This is a genomic window from Alteromonas sp. KUL49 (assembly GCF_006538345.1).
In the GTDB taxonomy this organism is placed as follows: Bacteria; Pseudomonadota; Gammaproteobacteria; order Enterobacterales; family Alteromonadaceae; genus Alteromonas.
Genome location: NZ_BJKL01000002.1, coordinates 370615 through 391023 on the forward strand (window position 1 = coordinate 370615; position 20409 = coordinate 391023).

The 20409-nt window shown below is 45.0% G+C and carries 15 protein-coding genes; 6 read left to right on the forward strand and 9 right to left on the reverse strand.

Annotated features, from left to right (window positions below; all coding sequences use genetic code 11):
• Window positions 1–53 precede the first annotated feature (53 nt).
• Window positions 54–2447: a TonB-dependent siderophore receptor gene (locus EYS00_RS04800; RefSeq protein WP_130635417.1), complete on the reverse strand. Its 2394-nt coding sequence runs from the start codon at window positions 2445–2447 to the stop codon at window positions 54–56.
• A 112-nt stretch (window positions 2448–2559) separates the two neighbouring features.
• On the opposite strand from EYS00_RS04800, the gene EYS00_RS04805 reads away from it, so the two are divergent.
• The gene (locus EYS00_RS04805) at window positions 2560–3756 is read left to right on the forward strand and encodes an Nramp family divalent metal transporter (protein WP_130635418.1); all 1197 of its coding nucleotides are present in this window, start codon (window positions 2560–2562) and stop codon (window positions 3754–3756) included.
• A 73-nt stretch (window positions 3757–3829) separates the two neighbouring features.
• Here EYS00_RS04805 and EYS00_RS04810 read toward each other — a convergent pair whose 3' ends face one another.
• Entirely contained in the window at window positions 3830–4951 is a 1122-nt protein-coding gene (locus EYS00_RS04810) for a zinc-binding dehydrogenase (RefSeq protein ID WP_130635419.1), read from the reverse strand.
• Between the two features lie 217 nt (window positions 4952–5168).
• Between EYS00_RS04810 and EYS00_RS04815 the strand changes: the two genes are divergently transcribed.
• Complete coding sequence (locus EYS00_RS04815) at window positions 5169–6320, forward strand: alanine racemase (RefSeq protein WP_130635420.1); 1152 nt, start codon at window positions 5169–5171, stop codon at window positions 6318–6320.
• A gap of 181 nt (window positions 6321–6501) precedes the next feature.
• On the forward strand, window positions 6502–9231 hold the full coding sequence (locus EYS00_RS04820) for a DUF5060 domain-containing protein (RefSeq protein WP_207301681.1): 2730 nt from the start codon (window positions 6502–6504) through the stop codon (window positions 9229–9231).
• Window positions 9232–9262: 31 nt separating this feature from the next.
• Here the strand turns inward: EYS00_RS04820 and EYS00_RS04825 are convergent, their stop codons facing one another.
• Both EYS00_RS04825 and EYS00_RS04830 read right to left on the reverse strand, forming a co-directional pair.
• Window positions 9263–9802 carry a DUF2780 domain-containing protein gene (locus tag EYS00_RS04825; protein WP_130635422.1) on the reverse strand — a complete coding sequence of 180 codons (540 nt, stop codon included), beginning with the start codon at window positions 9800–9802 and terminating at the stop codon, window positions 9263–9265.
• 114 nt (window positions 9803–9916) lie between these two features.
• Entirely contained in the window at window positions 9917–10474 is a 558-nt protein-coding gene (locus EYS00_RS04830; RefSeq protein WP_165399308.1) for a TetR/AcrR family transcriptional regulator, read from the reverse strand.
• A gap of 137 nt (window positions 10475–10611) precedes the next feature.
• Between EYS00_RS04830 and EYS00_RS04835 the strand changes: the two genes are divergently transcribed.
• Together EYS00_RS04835 and zapE are read left to right on the forward strand one after the other, a co-directional pair.
• On the forward strand, window positions 10612–11307 hold the full coding sequence (locus tag EYS00_RS04835) for a hypothetical protein (protein ID WP_130635424.1): 696 nt from the start codon (window positions 10612–10614) through the stop codon (window positions 11305–11307).
• A gap of 164 nt (window positions 11308–11471) precedes the next feature.
• Window positions 11472–12878: a cell division protein ZapE gene (gene zapE / locus EYS00_RS04840; RefSeq protein WP_242618649.1), complete on the forward strand. Its 1407-nt coding sequence runs from the start codon at window positions 11472–11474 to the stop codon at window positions 12876–12878.
• Window positions 12879–13080: 202 nt separating this feature from the next.
• Here the strand turns inward: zapE and EYS00_RS04845 are convergent, their stop codons facing one another.
• Complete coding sequence (locus tag EYS00_RS04845) at window positions 13081–13392, reverse strand: DUF2834 domain-containing protein (RefSeq protein ID WP_165399310.1); 312 nt, start codon at window positions 13390–13392, stop codon at window positions 13081–13083.
• 128 nt (window positions 13393–13520) lie between these two features.
• Between EYS00_RS04845 and EYS00_RS04850 the strand changes: the two genes are divergently transcribed.
• Complete coding sequence (locus EYS00_RS04850) at window positions 13521–14312, forward strand: helix-turn-helix domain-containing protein (protein ID WP_130635426.1); 792 nt, start codon at window positions 13521–13523, stop codon at window positions 14310–14312.
• Window positions 14313–14502: 190 nt separating this feature from the next.
• Here the strand turns inward: EYS00_RS04850 and EYS00_RS04855 are convergent, their stop codons facing one another.
• The 4 genes from EYS00_RS04855 to EYS00_RS04870 are packed head-to-tail and all read right to left on the reverse strand — an operon-like array spanning window position 14503 to window position 20371.
• Entirely contained in the window at window positions 14503–15819 is a 1317-nt protein-coding gene (locus EYS00_RS04855) for a PAS domain-containing sensor histidine kinase (RefSeq protein ID WP_130635427.1), read from the reverse strand.
• Window position 15820: 1 nt separating this feature from the next.
• Window positions 15821–17251 (reverse strand): sigma-54 dependent transcriptional regulator, encoded by a 1431-nt coding sequence (locus tag EYS00_RS04860; RefSeq protein ID WP_242618650.1) that lies wholly within the window; start codon window positions 17249–17251, stop codon window positions 15821–15823.
• 13 nt (window positions 17252–17264) lie between these two features.
• Window positions 17265–19667 carry an ABC transporter permease gene (locus tag EYS00_RS04865; protein WP_130635428.1) on the reverse strand — a complete coding sequence of 801 codons (2403 nt, stop codon included), beginning with the start codon at window positions 19665–19667 and terminating at the stop codon, window positions 17265–17267.
• Window positions 19664–20371, reverse strand: a complete 708-nt coding sequence (locus tag EYS00_RS04870) for an ABC transporter ATP-binding protein (protein ID WP_130635429.1) — start codon at window positions 20369–20371, stop codon at window positions 19664–19666. Before EYS00_RS04870 ends, EYS00_RS04865 begins: the two co-directional genes overlap by 4 nt.
• Window positions 20372–20409: the final 38 nt, after the last annotated feature.

The following is a 20409-nucleotide window of genomic DNA, read 5'->3' on the forward strand; positions in this document are numbered from 1 at the left end:
TAACACTGTTAAGCATGTTTGTCAGTATGTGTAAATCGAAGTTAACCTACTCTTTAAAAAGAGAGCTCAAATTTCACGCCATACACCGTTGGCTCTTCAATAAAGTTCATACGATTGGTATAAAAATTACTCGAACCCGTATTTACAAAATAGCGTTTACGAGAGTCAAATAAGTTTTGAATGTAAAAACTAGATTTAAACTCGGTGTTATCCATCAATGGTGTTGAATATGTCACAGAAAGGCCAAAAGTGAACTGGGTTTGGTAGGCATCTCTCTCTTCCATGAGCTGGCGTTCCCGCTCAAAAATACTGAGTTGAGAATTGAACTGAAGTTGCTGCTCTGAGGTTAACTGTGACTGGTCAAAGTTATCATACGCTTTTTGATACATATGTACTTCGTCATAGGAACCCTTATAGTCCCAAAAAATCTGCCCACTAAGCTGAATGGTAAGTGAGTTATCTAAAAACGTCTTAGTGACCACAAACTTTGAGGTATTTTCAGACCAATTATTTAAACCATTTCCCGTACTCTCTAAAGTTATGGGAATCTCTGTGCGGGTGATGTAAAAGTAATCTGCATAAGACAGATTGTTTCGGTTGGTACCATCTTTGAGCTCATCGTTCATAGTAACGGAGTTAGGAGAAAGATAAGAATGATTGATCTGTAAATCAACACTGTCCGTTTTGTAGAAAAATTCGGCCTCAATACCCACAAGCTTGAGATTGCCCAAAAATTGTAGTTCTTCACCAGTAAAACCTACTGCATCAATGTCATTATAAAATGCTCGACCCGTGATGTAGCCATTTCGACTGATACTGTTCGTGTATGCAAGCTCAATACTGTCAATCTTTTCGTGCTCTTTGTCATTTGGCGTATCTGCGATGTCGTTCAAGTATTGGGCACGCAATGGCATCATGCGCAATGCATGTTGAGCAGTGAGTGTTACGGAGTGGCCTTCTCTCGGCCTGGTTTGTACGGCAAAACGCATAGATGACATAGTGCTAGAGCGATTAGGGAAGTCTAATCGATGTCCATAGTGCAACTGCGTTTTTTCAGACAGGTTATAATTACCCTCAAAAAGTAGAGAATGTTTGTAAAAATCTATTCCGCTACCGACCTCAACAACTCGGTCTGGCCTTGGTCGATTTCTCAAAGAGAGATCTTGCGTGTAAACACTGGTGCTAAAGTCATTAATCATGTACACCCCTTCACGAATCAATAGATGCTCTTTGTTCTCTCCCCAAGGTGCGGTGACATCAATAAACTCAAACTCGTAGCCCGAGGTGACATTCCACTCTGATGCCTCATAGGTATAAAGCCCTGATACATGCCATCTGTTCTGTGAAAATGCGTAGTCTCTCGCATTGTTTGGATGGTCTGCAGGCCACTGAATATTTGCTTGTTCATAGCGCAAGTATTCCTGAGTATCATAGGTAAAAGCAGCTTTGAATCGGGATCGCTCAGTTAATTGATGCAAATATTCCGGTGCAAAAATAAAGCTCCGCAGACTTACCTGTCTATTCGGCACGGTATTAATTACGTTGTTGGAATTGTCGACCACTGGACTGAGCGTCCGAAAATGATGAGTCTGACCAGATTGGGTATAGCGTGCAAATAGGTTAAAGCGCTCCAAGTATTGCCAATCAAGATGCAGTTTTACCTGAGGCCGATCAAAAGCATCTGCTTTGTATGGCTGAGGCCCGTTTTCATAACCATCTCCTTTGCCAACGAAGCGATTGTTAGATGCGTTAATGTCACCACGCTGTACGTAATAATCGGGATTTTGCAATCCGTTACTGTTTCTGAATGAGCCAAAAAAATATCCATGGGATTTCTCACCCGAAAACTGTTTTTGTAAACTAAAGCCTCTACTGTGGTAAGTGGTGTTGAACTGCCCAATGATACTGTTTGCGTTGGAAGTTGTCGCACCACTTTTGGGGATGATATTGATAACACCTGCAATAGCTCCAGTGCCATAGACCACGGACCCAGGACCTCTTACTACTTCTACTCGTTCAATATCGGTAAGATCCCATTGATCTATCTCGTTAATAACTCCCTCATACACCATATTAGTAATATTTTTTCCATTAATGAGTATGAGTAGTTTGTAATTTTCGGCAGCGATGTTCCCCCTCAACCCTAGCTTATCCCCCTCAGAATGGGTCATCAGTATCAACCCGGGAACATACATTTCTAGTAATTCAGCGAGGTTTTTGACGGGCGCCAAGTCAATCTGATTTTGTTGAATAACGGTAACCGCGGAAGGAGAGTCTTGTTGGCGAACATCAAACAACTGGCCAGTTGTAATTCGTACATTGAGCAACTCTTCAAGCGACAACTCAAATAACTCTTCAGTGGATTGCGCGACACTTCTAAAAGGCATAACCAAGCTGACTAACATTGGGATAATCAGTTTGTATCTTCCCGAACTACTCAAACGCATTCCATCGCCTCTATGTTAAGTAACTTGCAGTAAATAAAAAGATTTATCTAAAAATATTAGGTTGAAAGTCGTAAAAATGCTACGTTTTAGCTAAACAAAAAACGAGTATTTTATGGCAAAGGATAAGTCAGGTTATATTATCGCTGCGGCCTTTATTGGCCCGGGTACCGTCACTACTGCAAGTCTTGCTGGTGCCAACTTTGGCTTTCATCTAGCGTGGGCGCTACTATTTTCGATTTTCGCAACGATTGTATTGCAAGACATGGCCGCTCGTTTAGGAATAGCCAGTGGACAAGGCTTGGCAAATGCCATGAAAAACATGGTTGAAACGCCCTGGTTGAAAGGGTTACTTGCCGCGCTAATCGTCAGTGCTGTAGGTATAGGCAACGCCGCTTATGAATCTGGTAACCTAACAGGTGCGGCCATAGGACTGAACGCTTTTTTGGATGCAGGTGTCGCTAGTTGGGCCGCCCTACTTGGTGTTATTACCGTTGCACTGCTGTGGTCAGGGAGTTATCAGCTGATCGAAAGGGTATTGGTACTACTTGTGTTTACTATGGCCAGCGTTTTCGTCATTACGTTGCTAGTAGCAAAGCCTGACTTTGGTGCTATGTTATCTCAGTTATCAACGCCAACACTCTCTGCGTCCTCCTTAACAACAGTACTTGCGCTAATTGGCACAACAATCGTTCCCTATAATTTATTTTTACATGCCAGCTTAGTGGCGAAATCAAGCCAAAACTCAGACAAACAAAATGCAATCTCAATATGCCGTGCGCAATCAGCTAAAGCGATTGGCATTGGCGGCTTAATTACGCTCGTGATAATGGCCACAGCAATGATGGCGTTTTTCAATCAAGCAGTATCAATGAACTCCGGTAATATGGGAGAACAGCTTCGCCCAGTGCTTGGGGACTTCGCGCAATATTTCTTCGCTTTGGGTTTATTTGCAGCAGGGCTTACCAGTGCTATTACCGCACCACTGGCGGCCTCTTTTGCAGTCACCGGCGCGCTTGGTTTGAGTGATGACATGAAAAGTGGCGGCTTTAGAGCGGTATGGTTAGTCATAGTATTCATTGGCGTAGCTGTCGCAGCGTTGGGTTTCAAACCTTTACCGGCTATCTTATTCGCACAAGCCACAAACGCACTCTTACTGCCGGTTATCGCCATTGGCTTATTGGTCGTAATGAATAAATCATCAGTGGTGGGAGCTTTCAAAAATTCTTGGAAGAGTAATTTAGCTGGCGGTCTAGTGGTATGCACCGTCATTGGATTGGGTGGCTATAAGCTTATAGGACTGCTTGGTTAGCGCCTTAAACAACGTCTGTGATAATCATACAGCTATCACAGACGTCTGCTCTGTTTTGTTGTCTATGACTCGATTAGCCTTTGTTTGGCACAATCAAGTACTTTTCACCTGTCTTCTTAGCGTTGTACAACGCCACATTTTCAGGCTGTAAGGCTTCTTCCAATGTCAGTTCTTGGGTGTAAGACGACGCAAAGGTTGTATTAATTTCCGTAGCCACTTTTTGGTAGAGTTCGCCCACTCGCTGCTTGTCTAATTTACCAAGGAAGCGCATCAGCAACCATCCTCCAATCCCCCAAGTCATACCATAAGCGCGATTTAGTGTGGTTGGTGAGAAGTCTAAACCACCATAGATATACACTTGCTTATTGGTGTCTGAACCATAGGTATTGAATCCTTTCGCATCTTTACTTCCTGAGGCTTCCATCATAGTGAGTATGTCACTTACTAGCTCTCCGCCACCAATAGCGTCAAAGGCTAACGTAGCGCCAGTTTGGTCAATCGCTTGGTACAACTCCGCTTTGAAGTTGTCGCTGGTAGAATCCAATACGATCTTAGCGCCAATGGCTTTGAGTATATCCACCTGCGCTTGGCTACGTACTATATTTACCAAATCAACGCCCTGTTCCAAACAAATCTTGTTCAGCATTTGCCCAAGGTTAGATGCAGCAGCCGTGTGAACAAGGGCTTTGTGACCCTCCATGCGCATGGTTTCTACCATACCTAAGGCCGTGAGTGGATTGACAAAAGAAGACGCCGCCTGCTGCGCAGTAGTGCCTTCCATGTGAGGTAAACAAGCTTGTACTGGAACGCAAGCGTATTCTGTGTACGCAGCGCCCGTAAGAATAGACACAGTTTTACCCATTAGCGCTTGAGCGGCAGGGCTGTCTCCCGCCGCCACTACCGTTCCTGCTCCTTCATTCCCAATTGGCAAGGTTTGATCTAAACGCGACTTAATACGCATCAACAAAGATTTATGAACGGGTGCTACTAACGCCTTTTTACTTTCGTCGAAACTTGCGCTGTCTAGACTGGCAGGACCGAACATTGGCCACATATCTGACGGATTAATCGGTGACGCTTCCATACGCACAATCACTTCATGTGGCTGAGGTTGTGGTACGTCAACTTCTTTTAGAGATACCTCTAGTTCACCCTGAGACGTAATAAGCGTAAATAGCTGTTTAGATTTATTCATATTGATGCTTCGCTATGTTGATAGAGCTCTAAGTATGGCTGTAAGCTAACACGGCGCCACTATCAGCAATATTTATATTTCTAATATACACAGGTGTATTTTGTTTATAGTTTAGGGGAATAAGTCATTAGCACTGGCTGCTAGTTCAATCCTTGTTATTATCTTTGAAGCCAAAAGGTATTGCCTCACAAACTGACTCAACGGATTTAACTTACAAATGACTGACACCCTAAACTCTATTGCCCAATTAGTGACTCCTTGCTGCCTTATCGAAAAATCGAAACTACAAGGAAATATTGCTCGTTTATCAGCACACATTGGTGAACTGGGGTGTAGCCTGAGGCCTCATGTCAAAACTCATAAATCCGTTGATGTGACCAAGCTTATTGAAAACGGCGGTAATGTGAGGGGTATCACGGTATCAACGCTTCAAGAGGCTCAGCACTTCTTCAAACATGGTTACACAGATATTCTATATGCTGTGGGGATAGTACCGAATAAACTGGCAACCGCAGCCTCTTTAATAGAGCAAGGCTGTGACTTGAAGATAGTATTTGATAACACCGCCATGGCAGCCATGGTGATCGAGAAAGCCGCCGAATTTAGCTGCACGTTCAAAGTATTGATTGAGCTGGATACCGACGGTCACCGTTCAGGTATAGAGCCAAGCAGCCAAGCGTTGCTGGATATCGCTGGGCTCGTGAATCAATCTCAAAATATAGAGTTATGTGGAGTGATGACTCACGCTGGCGAATCATACAGCTGTTTTACCCATGAAGAACAACTTGCCATGGCCAGACAAGAACGAGATCTTACTCTATTGGCTGCCGAACGCTTGCGTGCGGCAGGTTTAGAGTGCCGAGTGTTGTCCATTGGCTCCACCCCAACTGCCTTTGCTATAGATGATTTAACAGGCATTACCGAAGTTCGCGCAGGCGTATATGCCTTTTTTGATTTAGTCATGGCGGGTTTAAACGTGTGTGATGTTAAAGATGTCGCAATCAGTGTGCTAGCCAGTGTGATAGGGCATCAAACAGAAAAGCACTGGGCCATTACCGACGCAGGTTGGATGGCCATGTCAAGAGACCGAGGTACAGCTAATCACCCCACAGACCAGGGCTATGGACTGGTTTGCGATATTACCGGTAAAGCACTTACTGACTATATCGTCAACGACGCCAACCAAGAGCACGGGATTATCCGCCATAGAGATGCAAAGCAACCCATGAACTACGATGCATTTTCTTTAGCTTCTATGGTCAGAATTTTGCCCAACCACGCCTGTTCAACGGCAGCGCAGTTCAGCCATTATTACCTCGTTGATGAAGGGAAAGTTATAGAAAAATGGCATGTAACTCGGGGCTGGTAATACCTGCAAAAAAGCACTGTTTTGGCGCTGAAAAAATTGCATAAAAGGCTTAAAAATTAGCATATTGCATCGCTAAGCGCCCATGTTTATTCTGCTTGTGAATTTAGTGATATCACTATCAAAACAAGGGTGGATAAACGTGGTCTTATTTTACCGTATTTTGTTGTTATGTTGTGCTGTTATGAGCACAACGCTCACACATGCTGAAGCTACTTGGCAGACGGTTTCTGCACAAGGTAGTCCAACGGCTCGTCACGAGGCGGCACTGGTTGCTTTTGAGGGTGAACTCTATCTGTTGGGCGGTCGGGGGGTAAACCCTGTAGACGTTTACTCTCCAGTCACTGGCAAATGGCGTTCACAATCCAAACCACCTATCGAAATCCACCACTTCCAAGCTGTTGTAGTTAATGATGCCATATACATGGTTGGCGCAATGACTGGGCGGTGGCCCTACGAGAAGCCTCTCGACCGAGTATTGGTGTATTACCCGAAAACAGACACCTTTGAATATACACATACTATTCCTATTGAGCGACGACGCGGCGGTGCTGGAGCGGTATATCATCAAGATAAAATATACCTAGTTGGCGGCATTACTAACGGACATATGAATGGGTATGTATCTTGGTTTGACGAATATGATCCTGTTACTGGTGAGTGGAATGTACTGGCTGACGCACCGCACAAACGCGATCACTTAAGTGCTGCCCTTCACAACGACAAACTCTATGTTGTTGGGGGTAGACAGACTGAGCATGAAATCGGCAATGATTTTGGGCCTACGCTAGTGCAAGGTGATATATATGACTACACAACTGGCAAATGGATGAGCGATGTAGATCAGTTTAGCATTCCCACCACACGAGCAGGTAATATGACGATTGCGTTGCCGCAAGGGATCCTTGTTGGTGGAGGAGAAAGCGAGCACCAGCAAGCTGCTCACAATGAAGTAGAAATGTACGTCCCTTCATCAGAAAAATGGGTTCAATTGCCCGCACTCATTGAAGGAAGACATGGTACTGGGTTCGCGATTATCGATGATTATCTGTATACCGCGTCAGGATGTGGAATGCGAGGAGGTGAACCAGAGCTTGCCTCCATAGAACGTCTGAAACTCGATAGCATCCCGGTTAAATCATTGTCCCCGTCAACGCAAGACTCGGTAGCGCTTTGGCATACTTTGGAATTGGATTTTCTCGGTCCAGATACTTCAGAAGTCGCTGACACTAACCCTTTCACTGATTACAAGCTCACCGTTGATTTTATCGGGCCAGATAACACTTATTCTATCCGAGGCTTCTATGCTGCTGACGGTGATGCTGCAAATACCCAAGCAGATGCTGGGAACGTTTGGCGTGCTAGGTTCAGTCCAAATCAAGTGGGTGATTGGCGTTATGTTGCAACGCTCAACACTGGCAAGAATATAGCGGTTCGCGCAACTAGCCACTCTAACGACCAAACCATACTGCGACAAGAAGGTAGTTTTACTGTCACTTCTTCCAGCGCTCAAGCACCAGATTTCAGAGCTAGTGACCGTGGCTGGCTTCATACCCACAATGGTTACTTTCAGTTTATTCAATCTGGCAAATACTGGGTGAAAGGCGGTACCAATAGCCCTGAAAACTTACTTGCATATGTAGACTTTGATGACACCTATCGATTCAAAACCGAAGACAGAGATGGCGAAGCCTCAGCCACGGGCGATATCCATAAGTACGCGCCACACCTAGTAGACTGGCATCAAGGAGCCCCTACATGGAACAACGGCAAGGGAAAGGCTCTCATTGGTGCAATCAATTATTTGGCAAGCCAAGGAATGAACTCATCGTATTTCCTTACCATGAATATCGACGGTGACGGTAACGATGTTTGGCCCTATCGCTCCCCCACAGAAAGAGACAGGTTTGATGTGAGCAGACTGGCACAATGGGAGGTTTTGTTCTCGCACATGCAAGCCCGTGGAATTTTGCTTCATATGGTCATTCAAGAAACTGAGAACGAACTGATGTTGGATGGAGGTGATACTGGTTTTCAGCGCAGTTTGTATCTCAATGAGCTAATTGCAAGATTCGCACATCACCCCGCATTAGTTTGGAACCTGGGTGAAGAAAACGGCCCGGTCAGCTGGCGCCCAGAGGGGCAAAATGATAACCAGCGCAAAGAGATGATCGCCTTTTTTCAAAGCAACGATCCCTATCAACACCCTGTTTTCTTGCACACCCACGCGATGCCAGAAGAGAAAGATCATATATTAACACCGTTACTCGGCATTAAAGGGTTAGATGGCTTGTCGTTTCAAGTAGCGCATCGCAGGGACGTATTCGATGAAACTCTCAAATGGCGAACGTTATCAAAAGAACACGGCAATACATGGGCCATTACCATGGATGAAATTGGGATGTGGCATACTGGCGCAAAACCCGACAACGCAGCAAGTCAGCATGACAGTTTGCGTCGTCACGTACTGTGGGGACACTTGATGGCAGGCGGTGCTGGTGTGGAATGGTATTTTGGCGCGCACTACCCGCAGAACGACCTCTCAACGGAAGACTTTCGCAGTCGAGAATCATTATGGTACCAAACGAATATTGCGCTGAAGTTTTTCAACACTATCCCCTACTCCCAGATGTCACCCTGCGCCTTTGAAATAATAGACAGAGAGGATGCCTATTGTTTTGCGAAACCTGACAGCCTCTACGTGATATACCTACCGGAAGGAGGAACAGGTGTGGTGACTATTCCCGGTGTCAACTCTGACTATAACGTCTCATGGTTTGATCCGTTAAAAGGTGAAAGTAGCGTTGCGGGCAGTGTTCAAACAGTGTCTGCCGGAAAAAGAGACAATATTGGTTTTGCCAATAATGAGAACGGCACGGACCGCATTTTGATACTAAGTAGGCGAACAGAATAAAGAAGGCTCACCACAGTGAGCCCTGATTAACTTACAGCGTTAATGATGAAAACGCCTCCATTAATACTTGTTTGGCTTGCTGACCCTCTTCAGTATCGAGATAAGCCTGTGCTTGCTCTACATAGCTCACTATCATTTGAGGCTCTAAACCAATAGCCTCAAACTGTTTTTTCAGGTCATTGACTGCTTGGAGTGATTCACTGTATTGGGCTGCCATATCAAGTAGGCCACCCAGTCCTTCTTGCTGCATGTCGCTGATATCTGGTAAGTTCCCCATCACAGAGCTTACCCCAGGGATTTGCTGCTCTAGCTGGGCGAAAGTATCAGGGTTCACATTATTTTTTGCGTAGTTTAACAAGGACGCCAAACCGCCTTTTGCTTGCTCCGAACTCACATTCAAATTGTCAGTTAATGCCGACAACAATCCATCTACCGTTGGCTGTTCGACCATTTCCGTTTGAGGATCACCAAATCCAAAGAAGTCTTTAAGAGAATCAAGAATTCCCTCTGCATGAACTTGAGTGCTTAGTGATATACCCACAGTAAGTAGAATAGCAGCGCGGATCTTCATCTTTGTTTACCTTGTGATTTAACCAATGCGTTTCTTTCACTCTAGCACGGCGTGTTAACGTTGATAAGTAATGGAAGTCATAGCGGCTAAAAACATATTAGTTAGGGCTTTCAACTACCCCATGTAAGCGCCAACCAGCGCCTTAGTTGAATCTTCGATGCATTGTGCCATTTCCTGTGTCGTGCATCGTCCTTTTCCGAGTAGCCAATCAATACACGGCACTAACTGCGCCTCAGCAATTTGATGCGCTGCTATATTCAGCGGTACGGGAGTTTGTTGCATACTTGCTTTTAATTGTTGCTTCAGCTGGCACTGAATTCTCTCTGCCAATGCTTGAACGACTACCCGTCGAGCAGTACCTGAAAATATTTTTGGCGCAAATTGGCGGTTTTCCCAAAAGTGGTCCATTAACTCGGTAATTACCGTCAAGTTGTCTTTTGGTGTAACACTCATCGCCAAGTCATCCAGCAATTTGCTCATACTCACGACCAATATGTCATCTTTACTTCGGTAGTGCTGATAAAACGTAGAGCGCCCCACATTGGCTTTTTCAATGATGTGAGACACTTTTATTTCGTCGTAGCTGTAGGTGAGCACCAAGTCAAAAAAAGACTCTCGTAATGCCAGGAGGGTCTTCTGGATGCGCTTGTCAATGTTAGCTTCTGAAGTCAAAGGCACCTCTTTAATGTATTCATACAACTGAACATTCGCTAATTATTGTCCATTAATAAACACTTTGAACGTATTGTCCAGCAACTCTGTGACGGTACCTGATAGCGTGTAAATGAATCTGAAAACAAGGAAATTATATGTCATCACCTCTCAACCCCGTTCAACGTCGAAACGCTAAAATCGTAGGTGCGGTTCTCGCGCTTACCAGCATTATCAGTATTTTAGTGATGTGGTTTCACCCCAGCGTATCGTCGGTAGATATCAATCACCAGATACAAGAGATCAGTGAAGAAGCTTCGGTAAACAAGTTTGTCCATTCTACGTTAATCGCATTTATCGTGTTGATTAGCGGTTGCTTGACGTTTTATGCCAAGCAAAGAGGTATGCATCGCAGCTTTGTACTGTTTGGCACAATAATCTACTGGCTCGCCACTGCGTTGATGATACTTGCCGCGCTTCTGAGCGGGATAGTTGGCCCGGAATTGGCGGCTAACTACATGCAAGCAAATCAGAGTGAAGCAGAGGTTTATAAAGGACTATCGCTGTTAAAGTTTGAAATGAACCAGGCCTTTGCAAACTTTGCCGTACATTGTTGGTGCGTCACAATAGCTTTGTGGTCAATGGATATGATGACAAAAAGCGGGCTAATGCGACAGTTCGGGCTAATTAGCTTCATCACAGGTGTAGGTATAAGTATCAGTTTGCTGATGGGTTGGGTGTCACTCAGTGTATTTGGTATGACTCTGATATTAGTCATCGTAAGTGTGTGGCAAATAGGTATCGCTTGGTTACTCGCTTTCATACCAGACCTCGTTGCTGATAAACCGACCTAGAGATTGACTCACTAATGGGAGGGGCGGCTATCGATTGCACAAGCCAAACTCAGAAACTTAAGTCTCTATTACAAATTCATTTGATACCCTTACAGAAATCTAGCGTATCAAACCACCATGTTGATAAATTCATCAGGTCCCAGATGAAGTAGGTGATGAAAAATATGGCAGCACAACACCCGGTCGCTCGGCAGCCACTCCAGATAGGCCCAGTGACAGCGGCCTATGAACGTAAGGTGGATGCGGAGGAAGTGCGACGAGATGACGCGCAAGTCACTCTGGCGGCCAAACTAGATGCCCTGCACGAGTCTCTTACCTTGCTCCCACCAGTACCAGTGCGTACCGACAAACCGTCTGAAAGCAGTACTACAGACAATAGTCCGCTGTTACTGGCGCGCCCCTTGGCATCCGCCCACTCCTTTTTTCGAAAGAAGTTCTATTTGTGGTCGTTGGGCCCACTACCACGAGGTATGTATATTCATGGCCCCGTCGGGGTCGGTAAGAGCTTTCTAATGGATCTCTTTTACGCGTCGGTTACTACTCCTGTAAACAAACGCCGCGTCCACTTTCATGAATTCATGCTAGAAGTCCATCATCGAATTTTTGTCTACAAACAAAAGCACCCAAGAGATGATGCGATCCCCGTCATTGCGCAACAATTGGCACAAGAGGCTCAACTCCTTTGTTTCGATGAATTTCAAGTGACAGACATTGCCGATGCCATGATTTTGAAGCAACTTTTTTTACGATTATTGGATTGGAATGTCGTGGTGGTGGCTACCTCGAATCGCCCCCCCGAGGCATTGTATGAGGGGGGCATCAATCGATCCCTCTTTTTGCCATTCATCGATATGTTAAAAGACAGGTTCGACATTGTTTCCATGGAAAATTCCAACGTGGATTATCGACGCGAAACTCGAGCGGATGGTCAATCCTATTTTTGGTCAAACAACGATGTAAATGGCAATACCAATAACAACATAAAGGCGACGTTGGAAGAAATATTTGGTGGCACTGCATCCAAGACTGAGGCCGAGATCATTCCAGTCCTCTTTGGTCGCACTGTCAAGGTCGCACGATTGAATGACCGGTGTGCCTGGTTTGACTTTTCCGAGTTGTGCTACCAACCGCTCGGGGCGGCCGATTATATTTCCCTCTGCTGCCGATTTCCGGTCATCATCTTGGAACGCGTCCCTCAACTGGACGCCAATCACCTCAACGAAGCGCGACGATTCGTGACCCTCATTGACGCGTGTTATGAATCTCGCACTCGCTTAGTGCTGACGGCACAGGTCCCGCTCGACGAACTATTTGTTGATTTTGAAGCACACGTCGAAAGTAGTGATGGCGATGGAGAATTGATTGTCAGTGAAAAAGGGGGGAACTCGAGTTCCTTTGCGACGACCATGATTCGCACAAAAGACGGGAAATACTATGAGTGGTCGGCGACGGGGCGAGTTGGCGTATCACTGGCACAATTTTCGTCCGCCAATGATCTCGCCTTTTCCTTTCGACGAGCCGCGTCTCGGTTGGTAGAAATGGGTGGAAAGGACTGGGGACGACATGAGTAACGTTGCATTCACTCATTGAACTCAAGGTTCTTCGAAGAACCAAAATTTGCGCTGACTGGCGTCAAAAGACAATTTGCAGTCGCTCGATTCTTATTTGAATCGAGGCAACTCATTAACAATAAGTACGTTTTGCTGACCTTGGATATTGTGAAGTTAGTAGCGAGTCAAAGCTATGGCACTGCTAGAGCTTTGTTCAATGTATTTAAACCGTTTGTAGCTTTGGTTTTTTCGCTAGTTCACGCACCACTAAGTAAACTAGGATTGCTAATGTGCCCGTGGTTAGCACTGCAATAATCCAGGGCCATACGGACACACCGCGCGCTTTTGCATCGCCAATCATCCAGCTTGAGATGATCAAACAAGCAATCACAAGGTCCATTAAGATCTGCAAACTAGATGGATTCGCAAAGCCAGCCTTCCAAATTGCAATGTAGCCGACATCCATCAATAACCAAACAGAGTAAGCACCAAACAGAGCCAATGTACCCAGTAGTAAAATAAGACGTAAGTTCATAGTTTTCTCCTCAATGTTGGCACTCATTGTAAAAGCGGAGATAATTCCAGCAATTACCTGTTAGGTAATTGTGACAATTTGTGGTTAGGATAAATTAATAACCGATGGAAATTATGTAAAAGTAACTCATGAGTGACTCTCCGTTTTCAACTACATTAAAACGCTGGCGTAAAGTCCGTAAGTATTCCCAGCTAGACTTGTCATTAGAAGCGGGAATATCTCAGCGTCATCTAAGTTTCTTGGAGTCTGGACGCTCTCGCCCCGGTAAAGATACCATTATTGATCTAGCTGAAGCGCTAAAGATGCCCTTGCGCGATCGCAACCAAATGCTTAAAAGTGCGGGTTTTGGTTCTATTTATAAAGAACGAGCCCTTGATGATGCCACGATGGTCGCCGTGCAAAACGCATTGGATATGACGCTAAAGCACCATATGCCCTTTCCTGCCGTTGTGGTCGACCGACGATGGAATCTGTACATGGCTAATCAAGCCAGCAATAAGTTGATCAGCATTATTGGCGAGCCTGATCCGAGTCTGTTAGATAAGGGTACACTCAATATCTATCGCTTAACATTTAGCGACAAGGGGTTGCGACCATTCATATCCAACTGGACCGAAATCGCCACCCCCTTGCTATTACGATTACAACGTGAAGTCAGTGATGATCCGCAAAATACGTTTCTGAGCAATCTTTTAGAGGAAGTGCAGCAGCTAGCCAACGTGCAAGATTACACTGCCGCAGATATTTCTGCGACAGTCGCGCCAGTAATGAGTTTGAATCTACAACTCGGTGATGTAGAACTGAAAATGTTTAGTATGATTTCATCGTTCGGTACTGCCTTGGACGTAACAGCCTCTGAATTAAAAGTAGAAACCTTTTTCCCTGCGGATGAAGCCACCAGTGAATTTTTTAGAGCATGATATAGTAACTAAAAGGAATCCTTATTGCGCAGATAAAGTCGAGACTGATGACTAGCTATCGACGTCCGTTTTAATGAATAACGCCCTAATATTACCATTCTAGACCGATCGGCAGCTAAACGTACACAAGAGACCGTCGGATTTGGTTCTGTTCTTTTTCTTACAGTGTCAAATTAGGAAATGACTAATCCTACTTATCAATCCGTGAAGGTAAATTGATAACAGCTTCTGCGCCAGCTCGATCGTCTCTATTCTTGAGCTCTAGCCTTCCGTTCAGCTGTTCGAGAATGTTGCGACATAACGATAACCCAATCCCCTTTCCATTTGCTTTTGTGGTGTAAAAGGGCACAAACAAATTATCTATATTTGCAATTCCGGGGCCTTGGTCTTTTATTAGAACCTTCACCGTCATGTTGATTTTTTTCACACTGATTTCAATCGGCTTTCCCTTGGGACTCGCTTCTGTGGCATTCTTCAATAGGTTTATCAAAACTTGCTCCAACATGATTTCATCAGACTGAATTTGAATACCGCTTTTTTTGTAGCGTACATCACACTCAAAAAGTCCAGCGACCTTGTTTATCAACACATCAATATCCAAAGACTTGATATCGGGTTCATACACTTGATTCAAACTGGCATAACGGTCAACAAATCCCATCAAACTGCCGCTTCGGTTGATGATGACTTCCAATGCACTCGAGATTTTCGGGTTTTGCTGCTCAGTACCAAGTAACTCCAGCAATGACTCCGCCAATGACTTGATGGGCGCCATAGAGTTGTTAATCTCGTGACTAAGTACGCGCGTCATCTTCTGCCATGCTTCCCGTTCTGTGGATTTAATTAGCTGTTCAACATTGGTCATTACCACGAGTTGATATCTCTCGCCTGACAATTCAAATGCGCTGTATCTCAATTGCCAGTGTTGGGCGCGATGTTTGTCTTCTATTTCCCAAGGAGGCAGTTGTGTTCCAGTATTGAATCGCAAACCTAACTGCTGAGCCTTACACTGTCTTGCTTGACGCCAAGGGATCCCGCACCAGGTACTTAGGGCATCGTTCCCATGATGCAAACAACCAATTGAATCAAATACCGCAATGGGAGTAGCCAATTGTTCAATTAAGTTAAACACCAACACGGCTTGACGATCGTAGTTAATTTTTCGCGCTTTTAGGTCATCAGCAATCAAGCTAACTTCTTCGCTCATGGCCTTGATGGCCCCTGCGGAAAATTTGGGTTGAGTTCGTAGGGTGTATTCTTCGTGCCGAATGGCTTCGAGAGATGCAGCTAGGCTTTTTAACGGCGCAGACAACGCCGTGTAAACCTTCCATGCAATAATAACAAATGGAACGAAGGCAACGACAAGCACTGTAATTGTTAGTAACGGCTTAGCGTCAATGAGTATCAAAATGACAGCTATTAATAACACCATCACAATCACGGTTAACGCAACAAAGCGCCAAAACAGCGCTTCAAATGACTTCGCTCTTTTAAATAGGAAGCCCAAGCTAATTACCTTGCTTGTTGAGCTTAAATTTTTCTAATCGACGATAAATCGCACTTTTACTTATGCCAAGTAGCAGTGCGGCATCTTCAACATTATTATTGGTTTTTTGCATCGCCATCATTAGTAAACGTTTTTCTGCGTCTTCAAGGGTGATCATTGGTAGTTCATTGCTCTTGCTTACTTCAGCGTGTTTAAAGGCAAAATCCGAAGGTTGTAACTCTGCGTCATCACACATAAGCACGCCGCGCGCCATAAAGTGACTCAATTCTCTCACATTACCTGGCCAGTGATACTCAACTAGCGCAGAACGAGCCGTATGCGATAGCGTGGGCGAAGCTACCTCATATTGCTCGCTGTGATACTTAAGGAAGTGTTCAGCGAGAGGGACTATTTCGTCTCTTCGATCCCTAAGCGATGGTACGGTAAGTTCAATAGGGTTGATTCGAAAATACAGATCGCTTCTAAAGTCACCATTACTAATCAGTGCTTCAAAGTCCGCATTAGATGCACAGATAATTCGACAATTTGCCCGCTTTGTGGTGTTGTCACCTACTCGTTCATACTCGTTTGATTCTAACACTCGCAACAGTTTTGCTTGAAGTGCTAGCGGTAAACAGCCGATTTCATCCAAAAACAAAGTACCATTATCTGCTGCTTCAAAACGCCCTACACGATCGTCTTTAGCGTCAGTAAATGCGCCCTTTCGATGACCAAACAACTCGCTCTCAAACAGGCTCTCTGGAATTGCCGCCACATTGACGCTCACAAAGGCACCAGAAACGCCTGATTGGTTGTGGATATACTCCGCAATACTGGTTTTTCCAGTACCATTCTCTCCTCGTAAAAGCACCGCTGCGTTTGTTTTCGCAATACGATCAATTTTACTGCGCAACTTAATCATAGCGCCGCCATGCCATTGCAGGGTGTTGCTAGTCTCTGATGATTTACTTGAGGGAGATTCAGGTGTAGCTTCAGATTTGACGTTAGGTGTAACTAACGCGCTTAACGCCAACTGCTTGCGGACCAAAGCTAAGACGCCTTGGTTATCCCATGGCTTAGCGAAAAAATTTACAGCACCCACTTGCATCGCCCTCACCACAAGATCCACGGTTGACCACGCTGTCATTGCAATGATGGGAACGGCTATTTTGTCAGCTTGCTTATGTGCCTTGATGAAGGCCAAACCTTCTTCGCCTGAAGTGGTATCAAGCTGGTAGTTCATGTCTAAGAGTATTAAATCGATGGAAGTTTCTGTGAGTCGTTGCTGGGCTTCTTGCAACGAACTTGCTTCTTCGACAGTATAACCGTGATTAGACAGTAAGAAGTTCAAGCTCAACCTGACATCAGGTTTATCATCAACAATGAGTATGTTGTGGGTCGTCATCTGTATGTGTTTACCTCGTCGACTGTCGGCGGCATCGCCACCGACCACTTGAACTTCATTATTATTCGTTGCGCAGTGCTTTTATTGGATTCGCCAATACCGCCGCGCGAATCGGCCAATAACAAGCCAACAGCGCAATAGCAATCATAATAGGTAACGCGAGTAAGAATGCACCCCATTCTGCCTGAACCTGATATTGCCACAAGTACTCGCCCAGCATATTACCGATTAGCGCCACTACAATGCCACAGGCTAACCCAATAAATATGGGTGTAAAGCTTTGTCTCATCACTAGCGCTATTACAGTTTGGGTGTGGGCCCCCAATGATAGTCTGATTCCCAATTCATAACGTCTCATTTGCACAGAGTAACTCAATACGCCGTAAATCCCTGCAGCCGCAAGCGCTAAAGCAAGAACAACAAGTGAAAGCGTTAATCCCCCAGTGAGCTTAGCATTGCGCAAGCGGAAGCTAAGATCTGTGGCAAAGGTATCGTTAAACGCCACACTAAAGTTGGGGTGAATTGCTTTAACCGTGGCGAGTAGTTTTGCTTCGTCCAAAGTGCCTTTAGTTCTAAGCGTGAATCCCATTCGAGCACCCGAAAACGGTAAATAGTATCGCTCTTCGGCATAACCATCTGAGGTACTGGGAACATAGATATCTTCTACAACCCCAACCACAGATAACGGCTCATTTTGCGTGGCATGCAAGGTTTCACCGATGGGGCTTTGATCACCATACAGTCGCCTAGCCAGTGACTGACTAATCACTACCTCTTGGGGCAGTGCGTCGCCGTCCAAAATTGGGGTAAAACTCCTCCCCTCAATTATCTGTTGCCCAAGTACTGAGAATATGTCCTCATCAAACATACCTACACTCACAATACCTAGCATCTCATTATTCTCGTCGTATAAATAGTTTTCCCATCCCATTACGAGAGGAGTAGTAAAACTACGTGCTGCTGATTCAATTTCAGGTAACGCCATTAATGCAGCTTTCATTTGCAGTGAATACTCTGGTAAACCTTCTTCAACATCGCCTGTATCGACGCGAATGAAACGCAGATTTTCACTGTCAAAACCAAGAGGCTGAGTGAGCTTTTTATAAACCGGATGAAGCAGTTCCGACGCTCCCAGCAAGAGGACAGTAGCAAAACAAACTTGCGTAGCAATCAACAAATTTCTCGTACGTGTTGAAATCTGAGCACTTGTACCTTTACCACTGGCTTGCAAATCTCTGACTAAGCTTTCACTGTTAATTTTGCGCATGGAGACAAACGACAAAACAGCGGCAATAGCTATGCTTATTAGCGCACTAACAATTAACGTAAATCCATCTAATGACAAATTTTGCATACGCGGAAAAGTAAATTGAAGGTCGTTTTGAAGCCATACTAAAAGCCAGGCAGCGATTATCATGCCTATCGCCCATGACGCACCTATCAGCCACAAAGCCTCACTGAACACATGGACAAAAAGGTGACGAGACTGCGCACCTAACGCGGCTTGAATCGCCATGGTTCTTTGCTTTTGCGCTGCTCGAGAGAAAAACAAATTGGAAAGATTGCTCACCGCAATAAGTAACAAGGTAATGACACCCGCTAGAAGTAGATAGGCTAGCTGTGCACTATCGCCAATGATTTTCGTTTTTAGTGAAACGAACCGCCCACCGATAGCTGTGTCTGGCGCAGCACCTTGGCTTTGATATAGGGTATTTATTTGCTGACCTAAGCTCGCACTCGCTTGCTCCAATGTGACACCAGACTTAAGACGAGTCAAACCATTCACACCGCCAGTAATAGCGCCCCAATGGCTCGTAGTAGAGACTTCCTCATGAAAACTTACCCAACCGCCTATTTCTAATGAGCCAAAAACTTCGGGTGGTGCAAACCCCTCTTCAATGATTCCTACCACTTCGTATATCTCGTTATCGTACCTTATTGCTCGCCCAAGTATTGAAAGGTCACCGGAGAAGTGGTTTTGCCACGTGTTGTAACTCAGTACAATCACTCGCTTTTGGTCATTTACTCCTTCGTCATCGTTGAAGCTGCGCCCCAATGCCATAGGCACCCCCAATAGCGCAAAGTACTCGGGGGTCACCTGTAACGCTTCGATATAAGGACTCGATGTAACCTCTTGCAAGCGCCCGCCAGTTGACTGCATCAAAGCCATGGAGTCAATGAAACTATCGTCCTGATAAATATGAAACTGAGCAGAGAGTATTTGAAAACCGTATTGCGTCATATCGCCTATAGTTTCACTCTGATCGGTGACGATGAGCGAGTCAGCATCTGGATAGGGTAACGGCTTAGAAAGCACCAAGTAGTTAATATTCACCACCACGGCTAGCGCCGCCAGCGTAAGGCCCATTGTGGCAATAACTAATGAACTATAGGTGCCAAGTTTAAGTAGACTGGTGAGCGCATTTTTTAGTTCATAGGTAAAATAGCGAATGCTGGCAATCATACGGCTAGCTCCATATGAAGCGACTCATTCATCACACCGTCAAGTAAGTGTAACTGCGTACTCGCCATATCAGCATATCTGGGATCATGAGTTACCATACAAATGGTGGTACCGTTGTCATTGAGTGACTGCAAGAGTTTCATTACCAAGTCACCATTCTTTGAATCGAGGTTCCCCGTAGGCTCATCTACCAATAATACATCGGGGCTGTTTACCAGAGCTCTTGCTATGGCTATACGCTGCTGTTGCCCACCAGAAAGTTGATTGGGTTTATGTTGTGTTCGATGAGACATATCAACTTTTGCAAGACTGCTCTTAACACGTTCCTCAATTTCTGAATTGGTAAGCGCGTCTTGGCGATAACGCAAAGGCAGTGCAATATTGTCGTACACGCTCAACTCATCAATAAGATTAAAGGACTGAAATACAAAGCCAATATGCTTGTTGCGTATGCTGGCTCGCTGATTCACAGTAAGATTACTCACATCATGCCCACCTATGATGTACTCACCCGACGTAGGTGTGTCTAGCAAACCCAATATCGTCAACAGGGTCGATTTTCCACATCCCGAGGGCCCAGAAATAGAAACGTACTCACCATCAAATATTTCCAAATTGACGCCTTGAAGCGCGCGGGTCTCCATTTCATTGGTCACGAATTTTTTAGTGATGTTGGTAAGTTTAACTTTGCTCTTTCTACTCATAATTATTCCTAAATGAAAATAGGTTCGACAGGGCGTTG